The organism is Amycolatopsis sp. cmx-4-54 (genome assembly GCF_046548895.1).
GTDB lineage: Bacteria > Actinomycetota > Actinomycetes > Mycobacteriales > Pseudonocardiaceae > Amycolatopsis.
Genome location: NZ_JAEBEJ010000001.1, coordinates 639,341 through 656,925, shown reverse-complemented (window position 1 = coordinate 656,925; position 17,585 = coordinate 639,341). Strand labels below are relative to the sequence as shown.

Below are 17,585 nucleotides of genomic sequence, written 5' to 3'. Positions count from 1 at the left end.
GGCGTTGGAAATCCACGGGCGAAGCAATTCGTTGCGCGCCACAACAAAGTAGCCGTCCGTGCGATATGTCCAGATCACGCTTCGATAACAGTGGTGGTCCAAACCACTGAGTGCGCCGGACAGCGCAAGCCGATACAGCCGTTCGCGTTCTCGCGCGATGCGATCGGGTGCCGGTCAGTGGTCCGGGACGACGTACAGCGTCGACGCTTCCCCGCCGTGCATGGCGCTCAGACTGGCCCGGCAGGCCAGAAGGACCTCGCGGTTCGCGACGGTGTCCGGCGGGACACCGCAGCCGTCGCAGAGGAGCTCGACCGAGCCCGGGAAGGTCTCGTCGACCCGGACTTCGACCGTGCGATCACACCGGCGGCACCAGCGATGCCCGGTGACGACCAGGACGTGCATCGGATCGGAGATGCATTGATGCACCCAGCCGCGGTGGACGTAACACGTCGTCCGGACGTGCGCGCTCAGCCCGTGTTCCTCGGCGACGTCCTCCGCGGCGAGGATCGCGGCGAGCCGCCGGTCGGGGATCTCGCCGTACCGGTCGCGGCGCCGCGCCGGCGGGGCCGAGTCCGCCGCCGAGAGCAGTCTGAGATGAGCCCTTGAGGGTGGCTGAGTCCGTAGCACCATGTGGGTCTCGACCTTTCGGCGTCCACCGGAAGTCTTATCAGCTCGTTTCCGATTTCGCCGGAGTGACACCCGTCCGGGCGACAAGGACCTGAGAAAGGTTCGTTTGTACGGCCCTTGTATTCACGCTGCCCATGCTGTCCGGACAACCGAATCCGCTCAGGAGGCAGGAATTGTTGACCAAGGTAGCCGTGCTCGCGACAGCGACCGCGCTCTCCCTCGGCGTGGCCGCCGCACCGGCCGGCGCCGAAGTGACCGCGTTGCCCGCGGCCAGTATGGAAGCGGTGCTCAAGGCCGCGCAGATCGACCCGCGCCGGGCCGACAGCGCGCTGACCCCGGGCGCCAAGGACAGCGTGGTGCTGGTGGAGCAGGCGCTGGCCGCCAAGGGACTGCTCGACCAGCAGTACGTCGACGGCCATTTCGGGACCTCGACCATCACGGCGTACTCCAGCTACCAGAAGTCGCTGGGCTACACCGGGATCGACGCCTCCGGTCTGCCGGGCAAGACGTCGCTCGAGAAGCTGGGCGAGGGCCGCTACACCGTGACCGCGGTGGTTTCGGCGGGTAGCCGCCTGACCTACCACGGCAAGACGATGAACACGCGGACCAAGGCGATGCTGGTGAAGGCCGAGGGCCTGCTCGGCAGGCAGCTCACCATCACGCAGGGCTCGTACAACCCCGGCGGCGTCGGCGCTTCGGCCGGGACGCACGACGGTGGCGGTGCGCTCGATATCGGCGTCGAAGGCATGTCCTCGACCACGCGGACCGACGTCGCGCGGAAGCTCCGGCAGGTGGGCTTCGCGGCTTGGATCCGGACCCCCGCGCAGGGTTTCGCCTACCACATCCACGCCATCGCGTTGTCCGATCCGGACCTCTCGTCGGGTGCGCAGCACCAGGCCGGTGACTACTACCTCGGCTACAACGGCCTCGCCGGCCGTGGTTCCGACGACGGCCCCGCCGTCACGCCGAAGCTGACTTGGGAGGAGTACCAGCGGTCCTGACCCCGCCGGCCGGAGGCCACTTTCGCCGATGTCGATCGTCGCGAAGGTGGCCTTCGGGCTGTCCGGGAAGTCCCGGGTAGGCTTCGGCGCGACGGCAAAACCAGCGGGAAGGGAACATCGCGTGGAGGCTCAACCGGTCGGTCAGTGGCTCGACGAGCTGGCATCGAAGGCCTCGACGCCCGGTGGTGGCGCGGGTGCCGCGATGAACGCCGCGGTCGGTGCCGCCCTGGTCTCCATGGTGTGCAACCTGACCATCGGCAAGCCGAAGTACGCCGAGCACGAGGCCACCATGACCGAGGCGCTGGCCAAGGCCGAAGACCTCCGTGCGCGGGCGCTCGGCCTCGCCGCCGACGACGCCGCCGCGTTCGACGCCGTGGTCGCCGCGTACAAGCTCCCCAAGGCCACCGACGAGGAGAAGCAGGCGCGTAGCGCCGCGATCCAGGCCGCGCTGGTCGGCGCCGCCGAGGTCCCGCTGCGCACGGCAGCCCTCGCCGCCGAGGTCATCGACGTCGCCGCCTCGATCCTCGAAGGCGCCAACACCAACGTCATCTCCGACATCGCGGTCGCGGCTTCGTCCGCCAAGTCCGCGCTCGAATCCGGTGTGGTCAACGTCGAGGTCAACCTCGCGTCCATGGCGGACGAGCAGCTCCGCGAGGAGACCGAGGCCCGCCTCACCGAGTACACCCCCGCCGCCGGGCGCGCCGACGCCCTCATCGCCCAGGTTCGCGAAAGGCTCGCCCGATGACCCTGATCGACGGGCGCGCGATCGCCGCCGCCATCACCGCCGAGGTCACCGAGACCGCCGCCAAGCTCCGCGAATCGGGCACCGCCCCGACGCTCGCCGTGCTCGTGCCGACCGACGACGACGCCACCGCCTGGTACGTGCGCTCGATCGAGCGTGCCGCGAAGAAGGTCGGTGTCGACTGCCGCGTGGTCCAGCTCGAGAAGCCGACCGGCGAGGACGTCACCCGCGAACTCGACAAGCTCTCCGCGGACCCGTCGGTCCACGGCATCATCTGCCAGACCCCGTTGCCCGAAGGGGTCACGCTCGACCACGTCGGCGCGCATATCGATCCGGCCAAGGACGTCGACGGCGCCAACCCGGTCAGCCTCGGCCGTCTCACCGCGGGCCTCCCGACCTACGCGCCCGCCACCGCCGCCGCGGTGCTGGAGATCCTGAAGCGTGAGCAGGTCGCCCTGTCCGGTGCCCAGGTCGCCGTCGTGGGCCGCTCGACCATCGTCGGCAAGCCCGCCGCGCTGCTGCTGCTCGGCGAGCACGCGACGGTCACCGTCTGCCACTCCCGCACCAAGGACCTCGCGGCGGTCACCAAGACCGCGGACGTCCTGGTCGTGGCCGTCGGCCGCGCGCACTTCGTCGGCGCGGACCACGTCAAGCCCGGTGCCGTGGTGATCGACGTCGGCACGAACCCGACGCCCGAAGGCGGGCTCGTCGGCGACGTCGACCAGGCCGCGGTCGAGGAGATCGCGGGTTCGATCACGCCGGTTCCCGGCGGCGTCGGCCCGGTCACGACGTCGCTGCTGCTGCGGCACACCGTCACCGCCGCGCAGTCCTGATCCACCGGAAGGCGGCGAGTCCATTGAGGACTCGCCGCCTTTCGCGTCCTGAGACGAAAGCGGCGTGTTGCGAAAGCCACTTTCGCAACCTTCAATGTTGCGAAAGTGGCTTTCGCAACGTCGGCATGGCACCCGCGTGATGAGGCCGCACACGAAGTTACGCCTTCAATCACGTGAGTTACGCCCTCAATCACGTGAGTGCGCCGCCTGATCACGCGTGTCACGTCCCGATCACCGTCTCCACCACCTTCCGCACCTGCGCCACCTCCGGCGTGGCACCCGTGCGGTCGGCGTAGAGCAGATGCGTGGCACCGATGAGCGTGGCCGCGAGGGTCTCGATGTCGGCGTCCGCCGCGATCCTGCCCCGTGCTCGTTCCGCGCCGAGGTAGCCGCCGATCATCACGGCGGCCTGGGTCAGGACCGGAACCCCGGCGGGCCACTCGCGACGCAACCGGGCACGCAGCTCGTCGCGGAAGATCACGAGCGGGACGATCGCGACCGCGACCGACTCGAACACCGCGGTGAGCGCCGTGGTGAGGTTGTCCACGACCGTTCCGGTACCGACGGCCTCCCGAAGACCCTTCTCGTCCAGCTTCTCGATCCGGTCGAGCACGAACTCGGCCAGGAATCCGTCGAAGTCGTCGAAATGCCGGTGAAGGACGCCTTTCGCGCAGTCCGCCTCCGTGGTCACGGCGCGGCTGGTGAGCCCGCTCGGCCCGTCCCGCAGCAGGACACGCTCCGCCGCGTCGAACAACTGCGCGCGGACGGCGCGCAGGGCTACCCCGGTCGGCATACGACTCCCTTGCGTTGACGAGTGGGCACGTGCCCACTTAAGGTGGGCGCATGCCCACTCTACCCTCGGGGCAAGAGCCTCATCGCTATCGACAGGCCGCGGAATCATTCGGTACGGACGTCGAACGTTACGACCGAACCCGGCCCGCCTATCCCCCGGAACTCATCGGTCACCTCATCACCGCCGCCCCCGGCCGCGACGTCCTCGACGTGGGCGCCGGCACCGGGATCGAAGCACGCCAGTTCCAGGCGGCGGGTTGTCACGTCGTTGGTGTCGAACCGGACCCCCGCATGGCCGCGTTCGCCCGCCGGAGCGGCATCGACGTGAAGGTCGCGAAGTTCGAGGACTGGGAGCCCGCCGGACGCCGGTTCGATCTGCTCGTCTCCGGGCAGGCCTGGCACTGGGTCGACTCGGTGGCGGGCGCCGCCAAGGCCGCCGAAGTACTACGGCCCGGCGGGCTCTTGGCCGCGTTCTGGCACGTACCCGAACCGCCGGAAGAGGTCGCGAACGCCTTGGCGGACGCTTACCGGCGGCTCGTGCCGGATTCCCCGATCGATCTCGGCAGCGTGCCGAAACAACCCTCTGACCCGTACGGGCCACTCATCGTGAAGGTCGCCGACGGCCTGCTCGAAGCAGGCGGATTCGGCGAGCCGGAACGAAGCCGCCACGACTGGGACCGGGTCTACACCCGGGACGAATGGCTGGACCAGCTTCCGACGTTCGGTTCGCTCACGTGGGTCGAATCCACAGTGCGACAAGAGATCCTCGCTGAAGTCGGTGCGGTGATCGACGGGATGGGCGGACGGTTCACCGTGCGCTACGCCACCGTCGCGATCACCGCGGTCCGGGACTGACCCGCCGGTGACGGGAGCCGCGCCGCTCCCGTCACCGGCGTCCGTCAAGGTGTGACGGGGATGTTGGTCAGCCCCTTCACCGCCCTCGACACGGTGTTGGACGCGTGCACGACGTTGGGCCGCTCCGAACACTTCGACGTCGACGTGATCTTGATGGCGTACTGGCCGACCCCGCCGAGATCGGACTTGTTGTCCCGCCACACGTTCCCGCAACCGTTCGGGAACGCCGGGGTGGTCCCTGGGTTGTGCGTCTCGTAGCCGTTCGTGAACGTCCCCGGCGAAGCGAAGGTCCCGATGTTGCCCTCGATCACGTATCCGGATCCCTTGACGTCGACCCAGGAATCGGCCGAGTTCTGCCCGGAAACCCCTTGGCCGTCGAAGGTGTTGCCCCGGATGACGCCGTCCGCGGTGCCCTCCTTGACATCGATGGCCTCCGCGGCGACGTACGGCCCGATGTGGTTGTCGAGTACCTGGATCCGGTCGCCGCGGTCGACCCCGCCGGAATTCCCGTGGCACGCCCAGTTCGAGTTCGCCGAGCCGAGGTAGACGCCCTCGCCGTAACCCGCCTGCACGAGGCCGGTGTGGCTGATCGTCGAATCGCGGATGACGCTGTCCGCCGAGGAACGGCGGAAGTGCACGGCCTCCTCGTCGATCCGGTGCACCCGCACCCCCTCGATCACGGTGTGGTGCGAGTCGTCCGCGACGATGCCCTTCTTCGACTCCTGCACGGTGAAGCCCTCGAGGTGCCAGTACGGCGCACCGTGGAGCCAGAACCCGTACCCGGAGTCCCAGCCCGCGGTCGGCGCCGGGCAGGACGGCGCCTCACCGGACGGGCCGTCGTTGATCAGGACCGCCGTCGAGGGTCCGGTCACCGTGATCGGCGCGCCCGCCGTGCCGGGTTTCGTGGCCACGAACGAACCACGATAGGTTCCGGCGGCCAGGCGGATGGTCTGGCCGGGGCTCGCCGCGGCGAGCGCGGTTCGCAGTTCGGCCGCCGTGCTCACGTCGATCACGTCTCCCGCAGGAACACCGGTGGTCGTCGTGGGCGGTTTGCTCGTGGTCGTGGTGCTGGGCGGCGTTTCACCCCCTCCCCCGCACGGGCTGCCGTTGATGGTGCAGCCGGTCGGCAGGCCGAGCCCCTTGGTGTTGAAGCCGAACGCCGCGGCGCCGCCGGGTTTGATCGTGCCGTTGAAGCCGGCGTTGGTGACCTTGTAGTGCTGGCCGGTCCTGGGTGAGCACCGAACTCCACGACGTCGTGATCATGGTGCCCTCGGGGAGATCGAACTCGATCGTCCACTGTGTACTGTTCGCGTCGCCCACGTTGGTCAGCGTGTACTTCCCGCCGTATCCGCTGTCCCACACCGAACTCCGGGCGAAGGTCGCGGTCACGCTGGGCGCGGCGGCCTCGGCGGTGACGACGGCGCCGAACAGGCCGGCCGCCGACGCCGTGGCCGCGATCGCGGCGAGCAGTCGTTTCCTCGTCATTCCGTGCCTCCGCATTTCGTTCCGGCGATCGAGCAGGCGACCGGGAGTCCCTGACCGGCGGCGTTGAAGCCGAACGTCGCCGTACCGCCGGGTTTGACGCTCCCGTTGTGGGCCGCGTTCCCGAACCGGTAGTGCTGCCCGGTCCTGGTCAGCACCGAACTCCACGATCCGGTGATCGTCGTCCCGGCAGGCAGGTCGAACTCGACCGCCCACGAATCGACGGCGGCCGAACAGGTGTTGGTGACCGTGAAGCCGGCACCGTAACCGCTGTCCCACACCGACTTACGGGTGAACGTCGCGTTCAGGCAGGCCGTGGGACTCTGGGACGTCGTTGTCGAAGTGGTGGGGCTCTGGCTCGTCGGCGAAGATGGCGGGGTCCCGTCGACGGACTTCAGGAAGAGCGACGACGAGGCATCGGTCTTGCTCGCGTCGACACCGTGCCCTCCGGTGTAGTCCCGTTGCTCGTTCTTCGCCCAGTCGGCGATCGGGGTGCCGCCGATGTCGAGGTGTTCGTACGCGGCGCCGTCCCAGCCGAAGGAGTAGACGCGGTGCCGGTCGGCGTAGAAGTCGTCATACGGGCCGTTGTCCGCGAGCTGTTTGGTCATGGCGTTGTTGAAGAACACGTTGCGGTAGCCGGAAGCGCCCGACCACTTGACCGCCTTCTTGCCCGCGCCCCACCAGATCGGGAACCAGTTCGAATCGTCGGGACCGCCGCCGCCCTCCTCACCGCAGTTGGCGCGGCAGTTCCCCGAGCGGTGCGCGTACGGGACCTTGACCGTGTTGAGTTCGAACAGATTGTTGCGTTCCCAGCCTCCGTGCAGGTTGAGGTCGGAGTCGAACGAGTTGCCGATCACCACGTTGCCCGCGGCGGACCACTGGAAGGTGAAATGCCGCAGCAGGGTCGAAGTGTTGCCGGCATAGAGCGAATCCCAGACCCGGGAGCCGCGGAAGTAGCCGTTGCCGCCCTTGCCCTTGTTCCACGATCCGTTGAGTTCGTTGTCGACGATCTGGAGGTTCTTGGCCTCCTCGGTGACGATCGGATGTGATCCGGTCATCTCCGCCCGGATGCCGCGGACCCAGGAGTTCGCCGCCCATTTGAAGACGATCCCGTGCATCTCCGCGGCCGGCGCCATGTTCCCGTAGTTGTTGTTCGCCTCCGCCGGGTTCAGGCCCGGCATGTCCTGGGTGAAGCCGAGGTTCTCGAATCCGACGCCGAGCACCGGGTCGACCAGCGGCGCCGCCTTCGAGTCGTAGGTGGCGCCGTCGATCGGGGCCGAACCGTCCGAAGTGGAGTTCACCGGAACGTCGTACTCGAGCGGTTTGTCGAGGGTGATCGTGCGCGCGGACGTGTCGAGCGCGGCGATCGTGAAGATCTGCTGGCGCATGTGCATGTTCAGCAATGGGAACGTGGTCGGCGTCGCCTGCTGCAGCTCGTAGAACTTCCGCGAGTTGGCCGCCCTGATGTTGACCAGGTTCCCGGCGGCGAGCGAGGTCAGCGCGCCGCTGCTCGCCAGGTGGACGACCTTGTCCCCCGTTCGCGCGGCGAACGCGGTGTCGCCCGGCTTGCCCCGCAGTTTCACCCCGGACTTCCAGTGGACGTTGATCGTTCCCTCGAAGATGTCCTTGCGGTTCGCGGGCGCCGAGGCGTAGTCGCTCGAGTAGGACGCGTGCACGCCCCTGGGCTGGACACGGAAGAGCCCGCGACCGGGCCACAACCAGCCGCCCTTGCCCGCGCCCGAGGTCATCCCGTCCTCGTCCCAGTCGGAACCGTCCGGGGTGAGGGTGTCGTAGAGGGTGTTCGCGTCGGGTTTGTAGACGAACTTCGTCGCGTCCTTGCCCGCGCCGCGCAGGATCAGGTAGTCGGCGTCGACGTGGATCTCGTGCGTGACGTCGAACCGGCCCGCCGGGAAGGTGATCGTGCTGAGCTTGGTGTAGCTCCCGGACGGCGAGCACGCGCTCTTGATACCGTCGATCGCCGCCTGGATCCCGTTCGTGTCGTCTGCGCCGTCGTCGGGTTTGACGTTGTACTGGCTCGCCAGCTCGGCAGCGGTGACCTGGCAGGTGGCGTCCGGATTCACCTCACCGGAGCCGGGCAGCGCGGCACCACCGCGATACCCGGCCTTGGACCAGTCGTAGAGCCCCGCGACCGGAGCGCGGCGGTTGGCCGCACCGAGGTCGAGGCCGGGCAGCGCGCCGGGGCCCGGCGCCGCGTCCGCCGGCTGGGGCGGTACCTGCAGGAGTGCGGCGGTGGCGACCACGGCGGCGACCGCCGGGAGGACGGCACGACGAAGAGGACTTTTTCGGGACACCCGAAACCTCCGTGACGGACTGACGGAAGGTGTTGCGGCGTGTACACCCGGACCCCGTCTTTATAATTCACGTCCCTGTCGGTCGTCAACGGATGTGAATCATGTCCATGTATGTGAACGGAGGCGTCGTGCACGAAGGTCACTCTTGAACGCCTTGCGCGCCAACGGGTGGGCAGGTCAGCCCTCGCCCGACCGGAACCGGTCGAGCACGCGGCGCTCCCGCTTCGTCGGACGCCCCGCGCCCCGTTCCCGCCGCGCGACCGGAACGGCGGCCTCCGGCGGCGGCGCGGGAGTCCGGTCGATGAAGCAGGTCGCGGCATCGGCGGCACCGACCCGTTTCTGGATCACGCGCGTCACTTCCAGGATCCGCGTGGTGTCGTGCACCCGCGCGCGCACTTCGTCGCCCGCCACGACCGTGGTCGCGGGTTTGGCCGGTTTGCCGTTCACGCGGACATGGCCGCCACGGCATGCCGCCGCGGCGTCCGGACGCGTTTTGGTCAGCCGGACGGCCCACAGCCAGCGATCAACTCGAGTGGACTCCACAGCTGTACATAGTGGCCTATCGGCCGGCTTTATTGCCACCCGGCATAGCCGCAGGTATAACTTGTTCTAAATCCCTCAACGGTGAGGAAGATCACGTGAGCGACGAAACCATGCGGAGAAGCGCTTCCGGACAGTTATCCCGCCGCCTCTTTATCGCTGGAACTGGTTCTATCTTGGGAGCGGCCGCCCTCGGCGGGACCGCTTCCGCGAAAAGTTCCATCGCCGACGCCGCCCGAATCCCGGCACTCGTCATCGGCTCCGGATACGGTGGCTGCGTCGCCGCGCTCCGGCTCGCCGAGGCCGGCGTCGACGTCCATCTCGTCGAACTCGGCATGGCCTGGGACACCCCGGGCACGGACGGCAAGATCTTCGCCAACACCACCAAACCCGACTACCGTTCCTTCTGGCTGAGGACGCGGACCAAGCAGCCGTTGAGCAACTTCCTCGGCTTCCCGCTGGACAAGGACGTCCCACGCCACACCGGGATCCTCGACGCCGAGGAGTTCAGTGGCATCACCGTCTACCAGGGCCGCGGCGTCGGTGGCGGCTCGCTGGTGAACGGCGGCATGGCCGTCACACCGAAACGGGAGAACTTCGGTGCCGTCCTGCCCACGGTCAACGCCGACGAGATGTACGGCGTCTACTACCCGCGCGCCAACACTGGTCTCGGCGTCGCCACCATCGACCAGAACTGGTTCGAGACCGCCGAGTGCTACCAGTACGCGCGAGTCGGCCGGAAACACGCGCAGCGGTCCGGGTTCCCGTTCCTGTTCGTCCCGGACGTGTACGACTGGGAGTACATGAAGAAGGAGCAGGCGGGCACGGTTCCGCGGTCCGCGCTGGCCGGGGAGATCCTCTACGGCAACAACGCCGGCAAGAAGTCGTTGCAGCAGACCTATCTCCCGCGGATCAAGGCGACGGGGCGGGTGACGATCTCGGCGCTGCACCGTGTCACGTCGGTGACGCCCGCGTCCGGCGGCGGGTACACCGTGGTGATGGAGCAGCTCGACACCGGCGGCACCGTGACGGCGACGAAGTCCGTCACCGCGGACAAGGTGTTCTTCGCCGCCGGCAGCGTCGGCACGAGCAAACTACTGGTCAAGCTCAAGGCCACCGGTGCGCTGCCGAACCTCAGCAACGAGGTCGGCAAGGGCTGGGGTGACAACGGGAACGTCATGTGCGGACGGGCCAACCACATGTGGGACGCCACCGGGGCGCTGCAGTCGTCCATTCCCACCGCGGGTATCGACAACTGGGCCGCGGGCGGCGCGTTCGCCGAGGTCGCACCCCTGCCGACCGGTATCGAGACCTATGCCTCGTTCTACCTGTCGATCACCAAGAACACCCACCGCGCGACGTTCTCCTGGAACCCGAGCGCGAACAAGGTCGACCTCGACTGGCAGACCGCGTGGAAACAGCCGTCGATCGCGATGGCGAAGACGATCTTCGACAAGATCAATTCCAAGGAGGGCACGATCTACCGGACCGACCTCTTCGGCACGTACAAGATCTGGGGCGACCACCTCACGTACCACCCGCTCGGCGGCGCGGTGCTCGGCAAGGCGACCGACAATTACGGCAGGCTCCACGGCCATCCGGGCCTTTACGTGATCGACGGTGCGCTGATTCCGGGAAACACCTCGGTGAACCCGTTCGTCACCATTACCGCGCTGGCGGAAAGGAACATCGAGAAGATCGTCGCCACCGATCTGTGACGACGATCCACAATAGGCCGGGGGCGCCGCCCCCGGCCTATTCTTTAAACAAGCACTGTCATATCTTCGGCAGAACGCAGACCGTGTCGATCCCTAAAACGTGGTTCAGCCGTCCGAAGGCGAGCCAGGAGCCGATGCTCATACTCAGTTCGACGATTTCCTTCTGGCTGTAGTGCTCGGCCATCCGCTTCCAGAATTCGTCGTCGATGCCGTGGTGGTCGAGCGCGTAGCGTTCGGCGTACTCGGCGGCCAGCCGGGTCCGCTCGTCGAACGCGTCGGTGGTGCGCCACTCGGTCACCGCGTCGGCGAACTCCTCCTCGACCTTCACCCCGTCACGCTCGGTCCGCCAGTCCAGGCAGAAGACGCAGCCGTTGATCTGCGCGATCCGCAACCGGGCCGCCTCGAACTCGCGGAGCCCCAGCGTGGTGTGCGAGTACACCGCGAGCGAGAGTTGCGACGCGGCGACACCGATCCCGGGCACCATCTCGCCCCATACGTAGCCGATCGGGTCCTTGCCTTCGGGAATGTCGATGTTCATCGCGCGCTCCTTCCGAGCTTGCCGGTCGCCGGTCGCAGGGGGACGTCGAGTGCGTCGTAAAGGCCCGGTTCGGCGTCCACGAGCCAGTCGATGGCACCGACCAGCCTGCCGACCGCGGTCGCGTTGCCGCCGGCGGACCGGTTCTCGCCCTCGTCGGTGGCCTCGACCGAGACTTCGATCCTGGGACGGCCCTCGATGATCACCTTGTGCGCCCCGTCGCCGCTGGGCGGCATCGGCCAGTCCGGCGCGCACGACGAGTGGATCCGCGTGACGTGCTCGATGACGATCCGGGGCTCGCCATCCACGATCCCCTGTACCTCGAAGCGAACCGCGCCCTGCGTGCCCGCTTCGAATTCGCCCATCGCCCGCGTGGTCACGGTCTTCTCGAGCGGACGGCGGTCGAGCGTCTCCCGGATTTCGTCCAGGTCCACCCCGAGGCCACGGGCGATCAGCCGCACCTGACCGCCCCACACCATCGTGGGCACCGACGGGGCCAGCATCGGCGGCCCGTAGTCCATCGGCTGGCCCATCCCGACGAGGTAGCGGACGGAGTCCGGCTGATCGTAGGTGGAGTAGTCGAAGATCTCCTGGCAGCGGACCACGTCCACGGTGGTGCCGAGACCGCTGATCAGCAACGGCAGGATGTCGTTGCCCCACCCCGGATCGACCCCGGAGACGAAGAGTGATCCGCAGCCCTCCGCGATCGCCGCGAGGACCGGCTCGCGCAGTTCTTCGGGCGCGTTCCGCTGGTCGTACAACGCGTAGAGCGCGGGCGTCACCACCACCGCCCCGGCCCGAATCGCGCGGACGATGTCGGCCCGCGCCTCGGCGGGCCGGATGTCGCCGGACGCCGCGTACACCACCGCTCGCGGACCCGCCGCCAGAACCGCTTCGACATCATCGGTCGCCGCCACACCCAGTTCGCCGTCGATTCCCGCGAGCGCGGCCGCGTCACGGCCGACCTTCGCGGAATCGTGCACGAGCACACCGGTGAGTTCCAGCGCCGGATGCGCGTCGACGGCCCGGATGGAGGCGCGGCCGATGTTGCCTGTACCCCAGACAACCGTGGGAATCATGAGGTCGAGGTTAACCGAATCCCAGTACCGAAACAATTATGAAAACCGCAGGTCAGCGCGCATTACTCGGGTTCATTCCGGCGGGCAACGAAAGCGTTCCGGTACGCGGAACGGATGCTGTTCCAATCGGGTTGAGACGCGACGGCGGACATGTGTAGTGTGCGTCCCGTGACGAGCCCCGAGTCGGACAGAACCCCGCCGCCGGTCATCCGGCGGCGAGTCGTCGTGTCCGGCCGTTAGGCGCCGGCCCTCTGGCTTCCCGGTGACCGGAGCGCTGTTCCGTGCGTCCGGCCGGGTTTCCTCCTGCCCCGCGCACGGCTTCCTCTGCTCACTTTTTCCTTGGGAGTCGTCCGTTGCCCCTGTTCGTCTATGTCCTCGGCCTTGCCGTCTTCGCGCAAGGCACCTCCGAATTCATGGTGTCCGGTCTCGTGCCGGGCATCGCCGGTGACCTGTCCGTCCCGGTGGGCGCGGCCGCGGCGCTGACGTCGGCCTACGCCGTCGGAATGATCGTCGGCGCACCCGCCATGGCCGTACTCAGCGCGCGCTGGCCTCGCCGCCGGGCCCTGGCCGGATTTCTGACCGCCTTCGTCGTCGTGCACGTCATCGGCGCTGTGACGACGAGTTTCCCGCTGTTGTTCGGCACCCGGGTCATCGCGGCGATCGTCAACGCCGGATTCCTCGCGGTGGCCATGCCCGTGGCGGTCGCCATGGCACCGCGGGGAAAGCAAACGCGGGCGACCGCGGTCCTGCTGGCGGGTATCACGCTGTCGTGTGTAGCCGGAGTGCCGGCGGGCGCCGTACTGGGCGACCTCGCGGGCTGGCGCTCCGCGTTCTGGGCCGTCGCCGCGTTGTGCCTTCCCGCCCTGGTGCTGGTGTTCCGTTCCGCGCCCGCCGACGCGGCGGATCCACACGCGGTCTCGATCAGGCGCGAAGCACGTGAACTGAAGGCGCCTCCCGTGCGGCAGGCGATGCTCCTCGGCGCCTTGGTGAACGGCGCCACCTTCGCGACGTTCGCCTTCCTCGCGGTCATCGCGACCGATGTCGCCCACCTCCCCGCCGGAGCGGTTTCGGGACTGCTGGCGGCCTTCGGCGTCGGCGCGTTCCTCGGTGTCACGGTGGCGGGCCGCACGGGAGACGGCGAACTCCGTCGCGGACTGGTGTTCGGGTTGTGCGCCCTCCCGGTGGGCTGGACGGTGTTGGCGATGGCCGGGACGCAGCCGATCGCCCTGTTCGTCGTGACGGCCGTCCAAGGTGGACTGTCGTTCGGCTGCGGTTCCGCACTCGTGGCCCGGGTCATGCACGTGGCCCCGGGAGCTCCGACGCTGGCCGGCTCTTTCGCGACGGTCGCGCTGAACGCGGGTGCGTTCCTGGGCCCGGTGCTCGCCGGTTTCGTCACGGAGTCGACCGGTGACTACCGCTACGCCATCTGGATCAGCGCGGCGATCACCATCCTCGCGCTTCCGCTCGTCCTGCGAAGGAAGGTGCCGATGCCCTCCTGAATCGCGCGGGCGGGTGGCCGCCGTGCCACCCGCCCGCGTGCGGCTGGGTACCATCGCCCGCACCATGGAGATGATCACTGTGCCCGCGGGCGAGGTGACGCTGGCTGACCGGCGGACACAGCGGCAATGGACCGTGGATGTCGCGTCCTTTCTGCTCGCTTCGGCTCCGGTCACCCGCGAACCCGGCAGGCTCCCGCTCGTCGACGTCTCGTGGCAGGACGCCCTCCGGTACTGCAACACCCTCTCCGAACGCGAAGGCCTGGCTCCCGTCTACCAGCTGGATTCCCTGGCCTGGGACCGGTCCGCGAACGGCTATCGGCTGCCCTCCGAAGCGGAATGGGAGCACGCCTGCCGAGCCGGCACGACCGGCCCGCGCTACGGCCCGCTCGACGAGATCGCCTGGTACCGCGAGATCTCCGCGGAGACCGTGCACGAAGTCGGCGGCAAGGCGCCCAATGCCTGGGGCCTGTACGACATGCTCGGCAACGTCTGGGAATGGTGCTGGGACGTGTACGACGCCGAGGTGTACGGCGAGTACCGGGTCCTGAAGGGCGGCGGCTGGTATGACGAGCACTGGAGCTGCCGAGCTTCGGTAAGGCGTCGCAGCCACCCGACCTTCCGTGTCGACGACGTCGGCTTCCGCCTCGCCCGGTCACTGTGACCCCGCCTCCGCGGCATGATGATCACGCGATTGAATGACGGCACGGACACCCGGCCAGGGTGTCGGACCCTGGAGGAAATCGTGACCGGAACCGCTCCCCGAGACGTCGAACGCGTCTACTCCACCGCCGACGTCGTCGCGAAACTGCGCCGGCTCGCCGACGCGCTCGAGTCCGAGACCTCTTTCCGCATCCAGATCGCCGGGGAACGGTTCCGCGTCCCCGCCCGCGCGCAGTTCTCGATCGAGCACGAGCGTGGTGACGGCGAGGAAGAGGTCGAGTTCCAGCTGAAGTGGAAGATCGAAGAGACCGACTCGGACGACGACTCCGAGGGCACCGTCGTCTGATTTTCCGTCCATAAAGGACTTGGGCGGGCTCGTGTTTCGTCGGCGGGCCCGCCCGCTTCTCATGCCACGAAAGTTCACTCACCGAAGGTTGCGAAAGTGGCTTTCGCAACACGCCGCCCAGCACCCGGATCGCCGCTCAGACGATGCCGCCGTTGGCACGAAGGACCTGGCCGTTGACCCAGCGGGCCGGGCCAGCGAGGAACGAGACGACCTCGGCGATGTCGGACGGCGTGCCGAGACGTTCGAGCGGGGGTTGCGCCGCCATGCTCGCGATGGTCGCCTCGTCCTTGCCGTCGAGGAAGAGCGCCGTGGCGGTCGGGCCGGGGGCGACCGCGTTCACGGTGATGTCGCGACCGCGTAGTTCACGGGCAAGGACCAGGGTGATCGCCTCGACCGCGCCCTTCGAAGCGGCATAGGCGGCATATCCCGGAAGTGCGAGGCCGAGCACCGACGTGGAGAAGTTGATGATCGCGCCACCGGCGCGGACGCGGCGCGAGGCCTGCTGGTCGACCACGAAGGTGCCGCGGATGTTGGTACGGTGCAACCGGTCCAGCCGGTCGAGGTCCAGTTCGGCCACCGGTGCGAGGTACATGGCGCCCGCGGCGTGGACCACGACGTCGACTCCACCGAAGGTCTTCTCAGCGGTGTCGAACACTGCCGCGACGGCCTGCTCGTCACCGACGTCGGCCTGCGCCGCGATCGCCTGGCCTCCACCGGCGACGATCGCGTCGACCGCGGCTTGGGCCTCGTCCTTATTGCCGCCGTATACGACGACGACCGCGAACCCGTCGGACGCCAGCCGCTCGGCCGACTGACTGCCGATGCCTCGCGACCCGCGGGTGACGATCGCTACCCGTGCCATGGAAGTGCTCCCATCAGGTGTTTTCGTTGATAACATCATCACCGTATCAGTGATATCGAACCAGCGCTACCATATAGGTGTTATCGTCGATACATGACGTTGACGACGAAGGACCGGTTGATCCACGCGGCGGCGGAACTCTTGGAGGAGGGCGGGCGCGAGGCGTTGTCGACGCGTGCGGTCAGCGCCGCCGCCGGCGTGCAGGCACCGACGCTCTACCGGACCTTCGGCGACAAGGACGGCCTTCTCGATGCCGTCGCGACGTACGGCTTCAAGAGCTATCTGGAGGGGAAGCACGCGCTCGGACAGACCGGCGACCCGGTGCACGACCTGCGGCGAGGCTGGGACCTGCACGTCGATTTCGGCCTGCACCAGCCCGCCTTCTACATGCTCATGTACGGCGAGCCCCGCGTCCGCGAAGCCCGCCAGGAGGCCGACGCGATGCTCCGCCGGATCATCGAACGCATCGCCGAGGCGGGCAGGTTGCGCGTCCCGGTCGAACAAGCCGCGCAACTGGTGCACGCGACCGGGATGGGGGTGATTCTCTCGATCCTCGCCAGCCCGCGGGAGCAGCGCGATCCGGATCTCATCATCGCCGCGCGCGAACACGTGATCGCGGCGATCACCACCGACAGCGCGGACAAGGCTACGGACATCCCCAGCCGCGCGATCGCGCTCAAAGCCGCCTTGGAGAAGGAACCCGGCAATGTCCTGACCCCCGCCGAGCACGCCATGCTCGCCGAATGGCTCGACCGCCTCGCGCGCTGAGCTACCGGCCGACGGCCTTCGCCGCCGCGACCGCCTGCCCGGCGTAGGACCGTCCGAAAAGGACAGTATGGACCAGGAGCGGGAACAACTGGTGCGCGCCGATCCGGTCGGTCCAGCCGTCGGCGAGCGGGGCGACCTCCTGATAGGCGGCGAGCACCCGGTCGAGCAACGGGCAGCCGAACAACTGCAGCATCGCCAGATCGGTTTCGCGATGGCCGCCATGGGCGGCCGGGTCGATGAGCGATGCCTCGACGGCGCCCCACAACACGTTGCCGTTCCACAGGTCACCATGCAAGCGGGCGGGAGGTTCGGGCACTTCGGGAAGCCGTGTGCAAGCCTGCTCGATGACAGCGGCTTCGTCACCGTTCAGAGTGCCTTCGTCGACCGCGCGGCGGAGGTAGGGCAGGACCCGATGCTCGGCATACCAAGCCGGCCAGTCCTCACCCAGCGTGTTCTCCATAGGTGCCAAGCCGATCCACGCGTCAGTGGGCCCGTCCGGCGGCGCTGCCCCGAACGCGGGCGCGCCCGACGCGTGCAACTCCGCGAGGCCCCTCCCCAGCCGCTCCGCCGCGTGATGCGTCGGCCGTCCGCCGCCGACCAGTTCCGTGACCAGCCATTCGCCGTCGTGGCCGCGAACCTCGGGCACTCCCACCACGCCGGGCTCACCCAGCCACCGCAGGCCCGCGGCCTCGGCCGGTGCCGCGTTCCGGGCGTGGCCACGTTTGACGACCACCGTGTCGCCGCTGTCGAGTACCACTTCGGTCACCCCGCTCGACAGGCTCCTCTGCTCGGCGACGGCGCGTCCGGTGATCTTCGTGGCAGCCTCGGCAGGCGTCGAAACCTGGGTCATGCCCGCAACCTACCTCCGCCGATCGGGTGAACGCTCGTTGCCAGGAGGCGAATCCGCGTGCGTGCGTTTTCGAGAGACGAACGG

General features: G+C 68.3%; 19 protein-coding genes. 9 read left to right on the top strand and 10 right to left on the bottom strand.

Going from position 1 to position 17,585, the window contains the following annotated elements:
* Positions 1 to 174: 174 nt before the first annotated feature.
* Positions 175 to 630 (bottom strand): hypothetical protein, encoded by a 456-nt coding sequence (locus tag ACLJQ7_RS03265; RefSeq protein WP_410646618.1) that lies wholly within the window; start codon positions 628 to 630, stop codon positions 175 to 177.
* A gap of 170 nt (positions 631 to 800) precedes the next feature.
* Here ACLJQ7_RS03265 and ACLJQ7_RS03260 point away from each other — a divergent pair, with 170 nt between their 5' ends.
* From ACLJQ7_RS03260 to ACLJQ7_RS03250, 3 genes are all read left to right on the top strand, one after another.
* Positions 801 to 1,628 (top strand): peptidoglycan-binding domain-containing protein, encoded by an 828-nt coding sequence (locus ACLJQ7_RS03260; RefSeq protein ID WP_410646617.1) that lies wholly within the window; start codon positions 801 to 803, stop codon positions 1,626 to 1,628.
* A gap of 121 nt (positions 1,629 to 1,749) precedes the next feature.
* Entirely contained in the window at positions 1,750 to 2,373 is a 624-nt protein-coding gene (locus ACLJQ7_RS03255) for a cyclodeaminase/cyclohydrolase family protein (RefSeq protein ID WP_410646616.1), read from the top strand.
* Entirely contained in the window at positions 2,370 to 3,203 is an 834-nt protein-coding gene (locus ACLJQ7_RS03250; protein WP_410646615.1) for a bifunctional 5,10-methylenetetrahydrofolate dehydrogenase/5,10-methenyltetrahydrofolate cyclohydrolase, read from the top strand. The genes ACLJQ7_RS03255 and ACLJQ7_RS03250 overlap by 4 nt, the downstream gene beginning before the upstream one ends.
* Positions 3,204 to 3,423: 220 nt before the next feature.
* Here the strand turns inward: ACLJQ7_RS03250 and ACLJQ7_RS03245 are convergent, their stop codons facing one another.
* Positions 3,424 to 3,996 carry a TetR/AcrR family transcriptional regulator gene (locus ACLJQ7_RS03245; RefSeq protein WP_410646613.1) on the bottom strand — a complete coding sequence of 191 codons (573 nt, stop codon included), beginning with the start codon at positions 3,994 to 3,996 and terminating at the stop codon, positions 3,424 to 3,426.
* 50 nt (positions 3,997 to 4,046) lie between these two features.
* On the opposite strand from ACLJQ7_RS03245, the gene ACLJQ7_RS03240 reads away from it, so the two are divergent.
* Positions 4,047 to 4,850 (top strand): class I SAM-dependent methyltransferase, encoded by an 804-nt coding sequence (locus ACLJQ7_RS03240; RefSeq protein WP_410646612.1) that lies wholly within the window; start codon positions 4,047 to 4,049, stop codon positions 4,848 to 4,850.
* Positions 4,851 to 4,894: 44 nt separating this feature from the next.
* Here ACLJQ7_RS03240 and ACLJQ7_RS03235 read toward each other — a convergent pair whose 3' ends face one another.
* The 4 genes from ACLJQ7_RS03235 to ACLJQ7_RS03220 all read right to left on the bottom strand — a co-directional run bounded on the left by ACLJQ7_RS03235 (position 4,895) and on the right by ACLJQ7_RS03220 (position 9,187).
* Positions 4,895 to 6,031, bottom strand: coding sequence for a right-handed parallel beta-helix repeat-containing protein (locus ACLJQ7_RS03235; protein WP_410646998.1), 1,137 nt, complete (start codon positions 6,029 to 6,031; stop codon positions 4,895 to 4,897).
* Positions 5,931 to 6,335, bottom strand: a complete 405-nt coding sequence (locus ACLJQ7_RS03230; protein ID WP_410646611.1) for a cellulose binding domain-containing protein — start codon at positions 6,333 to 6,335, stop codon at positions 5,931 to 5,933. Before ACLJQ7_RS03230 ends, ACLJQ7_RS03235 begins: the two co-directional genes overlap by 101 nt.
* Entirely contained in the window at positions 6,332 to 8,644 is a 2,313-nt protein-coding gene (locus ACLJQ7_RS03225) for a cellulose binding domain-containing protein (protein ID WP_410646610.1), read from the bottom strand. Before ACLJQ7_RS03225 ends, ACLJQ7_RS03230 begins: the two co-directional genes overlap by 4 nt.
* 177 nt (positions 8,645 to 8,821) lie before the next feature.
* Positions 8,822 to 9,187: an RNA-binding S4 domain-containing protein gene (locus ACLJQ7_RS03220; RefSeq protein ID WP_125677409.1), complete on the bottom strand. Its 366-nt coding sequence runs from the start codon at positions 9,185 to 9,187 to the stop codon at positions 8,822 to 8,824.
* 173 nt (positions 9,188 to 9,360) lie between these two features.
* Here ACLJQ7_RS03220 and ACLJQ7_RS03215 point away from each other — a divergent pair, with 173 nt between their 5' ends.
* The gene (locus ACLJQ7_RS03215) at positions 9,361 to 10,902 is read left to right on the top strand and encodes a GMC oxidoreductase (protein WP_410646609.1); all 1,542 of its coding nucleotides are present in this window, start codon (positions 9,361 to 9,363) and stop codon (positions 10,900 to 10,902) included.
* A 58-nt stretch (positions 10,903 to 10,960) separates the two neighbouring features.
* Here the strand turns inward: ACLJQ7_RS03215 and ACLJQ7_RS03210 are convergent, their stop codons facing one another.
* Both ACLJQ7_RS03210 and ACLJQ7_RS03205 read right to left on the bottom strand, forming a co-directional pair.
* Positions 10,961 to 11,440 carry a carboxymuconolactone decarboxylase family protein gene (locus ACLJQ7_RS03210; RefSeq protein WP_378439269.1) on the bottom strand — a complete coding sequence of 160 codons (480 nt, stop codon included), beginning with the start codon at positions 11,438 to 11,440 and terminating at the stop codon, positions 10,961 to 10,963.
* A complete protein-coding gene (locus tag ACLJQ7_RS03205) occupies positions 11,437 to 12,516 on the bottom strand; it encodes a dihydrodipicolinate reductase (RefSeq protein ID WP_410646608.1) in 1,080 nt (359 codons plus the stop codon). Before ACLJQ7_RS03205 ends, ACLJQ7_RS03210 begins: the two co-directional genes overlap by 4 nt.
* A 353-nt stretch (positions 12,517 to 12,869) precedes the next feature.
* On the opposite strand from ACLJQ7_RS03205, the gene ACLJQ7_RS03200 reads away from it, so the two are divergent.
* The 3 genes from ACLJQ7_RS03200 (at position 12,870) to ACLJQ7_RS03190 (ending at position 15,021) form a co-directional block, all read left to right on the top strand.
* Positions 12,870 to 14,015: a Cmx/CmrA family chloramphenicol efflux MFS transporter gene (locus ACLJQ7_RS03200; RefSeq protein WP_410646607.1), complete on the top strand. Its 1,146-nt coding sequence runs from the start codon at positions 12,870 to 12,872 to the stop codon at positions 14,013 to 14,015.
* 64 nt (positions 14,016 to 14,079) lie between these two features.
* Complete coding sequence (locus ACLJQ7_RS03195) at positions 14,080 to 14,676, top strand: formylglycine-generating enzyme family protein (protein WP_410646997.1); 597 nt, start codon at positions 14,080 to 14,082, stop codon at positions 14,674 to 14,676.
* Positions 14,677 to 14,757: 81 nt separating this feature from the next.
* Entirely contained in the window at positions 14,758 to 15,021 is a 264-nt protein-coding gene (locus ACLJQ7_RS03190; protein WP_125677397.1) for an amphi-Trp domain-containing protein, read from the top strand.
* 136 nt (positions 15,022 to 15,157) lie between these two features.
* On the opposite strand, the gene ACLJQ7_RS03185 is transcribed toward ACLJQ7_RS03190, so the two are convergent.
* Positions 15,158 to 15,883: an SDR family oxidoreductase gene (locus ACLJQ7_RS03185; protein WP_410646606.1), complete on the bottom strand. Its 726-nt coding sequence runs from the start codon at positions 15,881 to 15,883 to the stop codon at positions 15,158 to 15,160.
* 93 nt (positions 15,884 to 15,976) lie between these two features.
* Between ACLJQ7_RS03185 and ACLJQ7_RS03180 the strand changes: the two genes are divergently transcribed.
* Positions 15,977 to 16,651 (top strand): TetR/AcrR family transcriptional regulator, encoded by a 675-nt coding sequence (locus tag ACLJQ7_RS03180; RefSeq protein WP_410646605.1) that lies wholly within the window; start codon positions 15,977 to 15,979, stop codon positions 16,649 to 16,651.
* 1 nt (position 16,652) lies between these two features.
* Here ACLJQ7_RS03180 and ACLJQ7_RS03175 read toward each other — a convergent pair whose 3' ends face one another.
* The gene (locus ACLJQ7_RS03175; protein ID WP_410646604.1) at positions 16,653 to 17,501 is read right to left on the bottom strand and encodes a fructosamine kinase family protein; all 849 of its coding nucleotides are present in this window, start codon (positions 17,499 to 17,501) and stop codon (positions 16,653 to 16,655) included.
* Positions 17,502 to 17,585 lie beyond the last annotated feature (84 nt).

Coding starts and splice junctions, on each gene's coding strand:
- ACLJQ7_RS03240 (WP_410646612.1), top strand. CDS start 4,047: ATGCCCACTCTACCCTCGGGGCAAGAGCCTCATCGCTATCGACAGGCC.
- ACLJQ7_RS03180 (WP_410646605.1), top strand. CDS start 15,977: ATGACGTTGACGACGAAGGACCGGTTGATCCACGCGGCGGCGGAACTC.
- ACLJQ7_RS03185 (WP_410646606.1), bottom strand. CDS start 15,883: ATGGCACGGGTAGCGATCGTCACCCGCGGGTCGCGAGGCATCGGCAGT.
- ACLJQ7_RS03250 (WP_410646615.1), top strand. CDS start 2,370: ATGACCCTGATCGACGGGCGCGCGATCGCCGCCGCCATCACCGCCGAG.
- ACLJQ7_RS03175 (WP_410646604.1), bottom strand. CDS start 17,501: ATGACCCAGGTTTCGACGCCTGCCGAGGCTGCCACGAAGATCACCGGA.
- ACLJQ7_RS03205 (WP_410646608.1), bottom strand. CDS start 12,516: ATGATTCCCACGGTTGTCTGGGGTACAGGCAACATCGGCCGCGCCTCC.
- ACLJQ7_RS03245 (WP_410646613.1), bottom strand. CDS start 3,996: ATGCCGACCGGGGTAGCCCTGCGCGCCGTCCGCGCGCAGTTGTTCGAC.
- ACLJQ7_RS03230 (WP_410646611.1), bottom strand. CDS start 6,335: ATGACGAGGAAACGACTGCTCGCCGCGATCGCGGCCACGGCGTCGGCG.
- ACLJQ7_RS03195 (WP_410646997.1), top strand. CDS start 14,080: ATGGAGATGATCACTGTGCCCGCGGGCGAGGTGACGCTGGCTGACCGG.
- ACLJQ7_RS03265 (WP_410646618.1), bottom strand. CDS start 630: ATGGTGCTACGGACTCAGCCACCCTCAAGGGCTCATCTCAGACTGCTC.
- ACLJQ7_RS03210 (WP_378439269.1), bottom strand. CDS start 11,440: ATGAACATCGACATTCCCGAAGGCAAGGACCCGATCGGCTACGTATGG.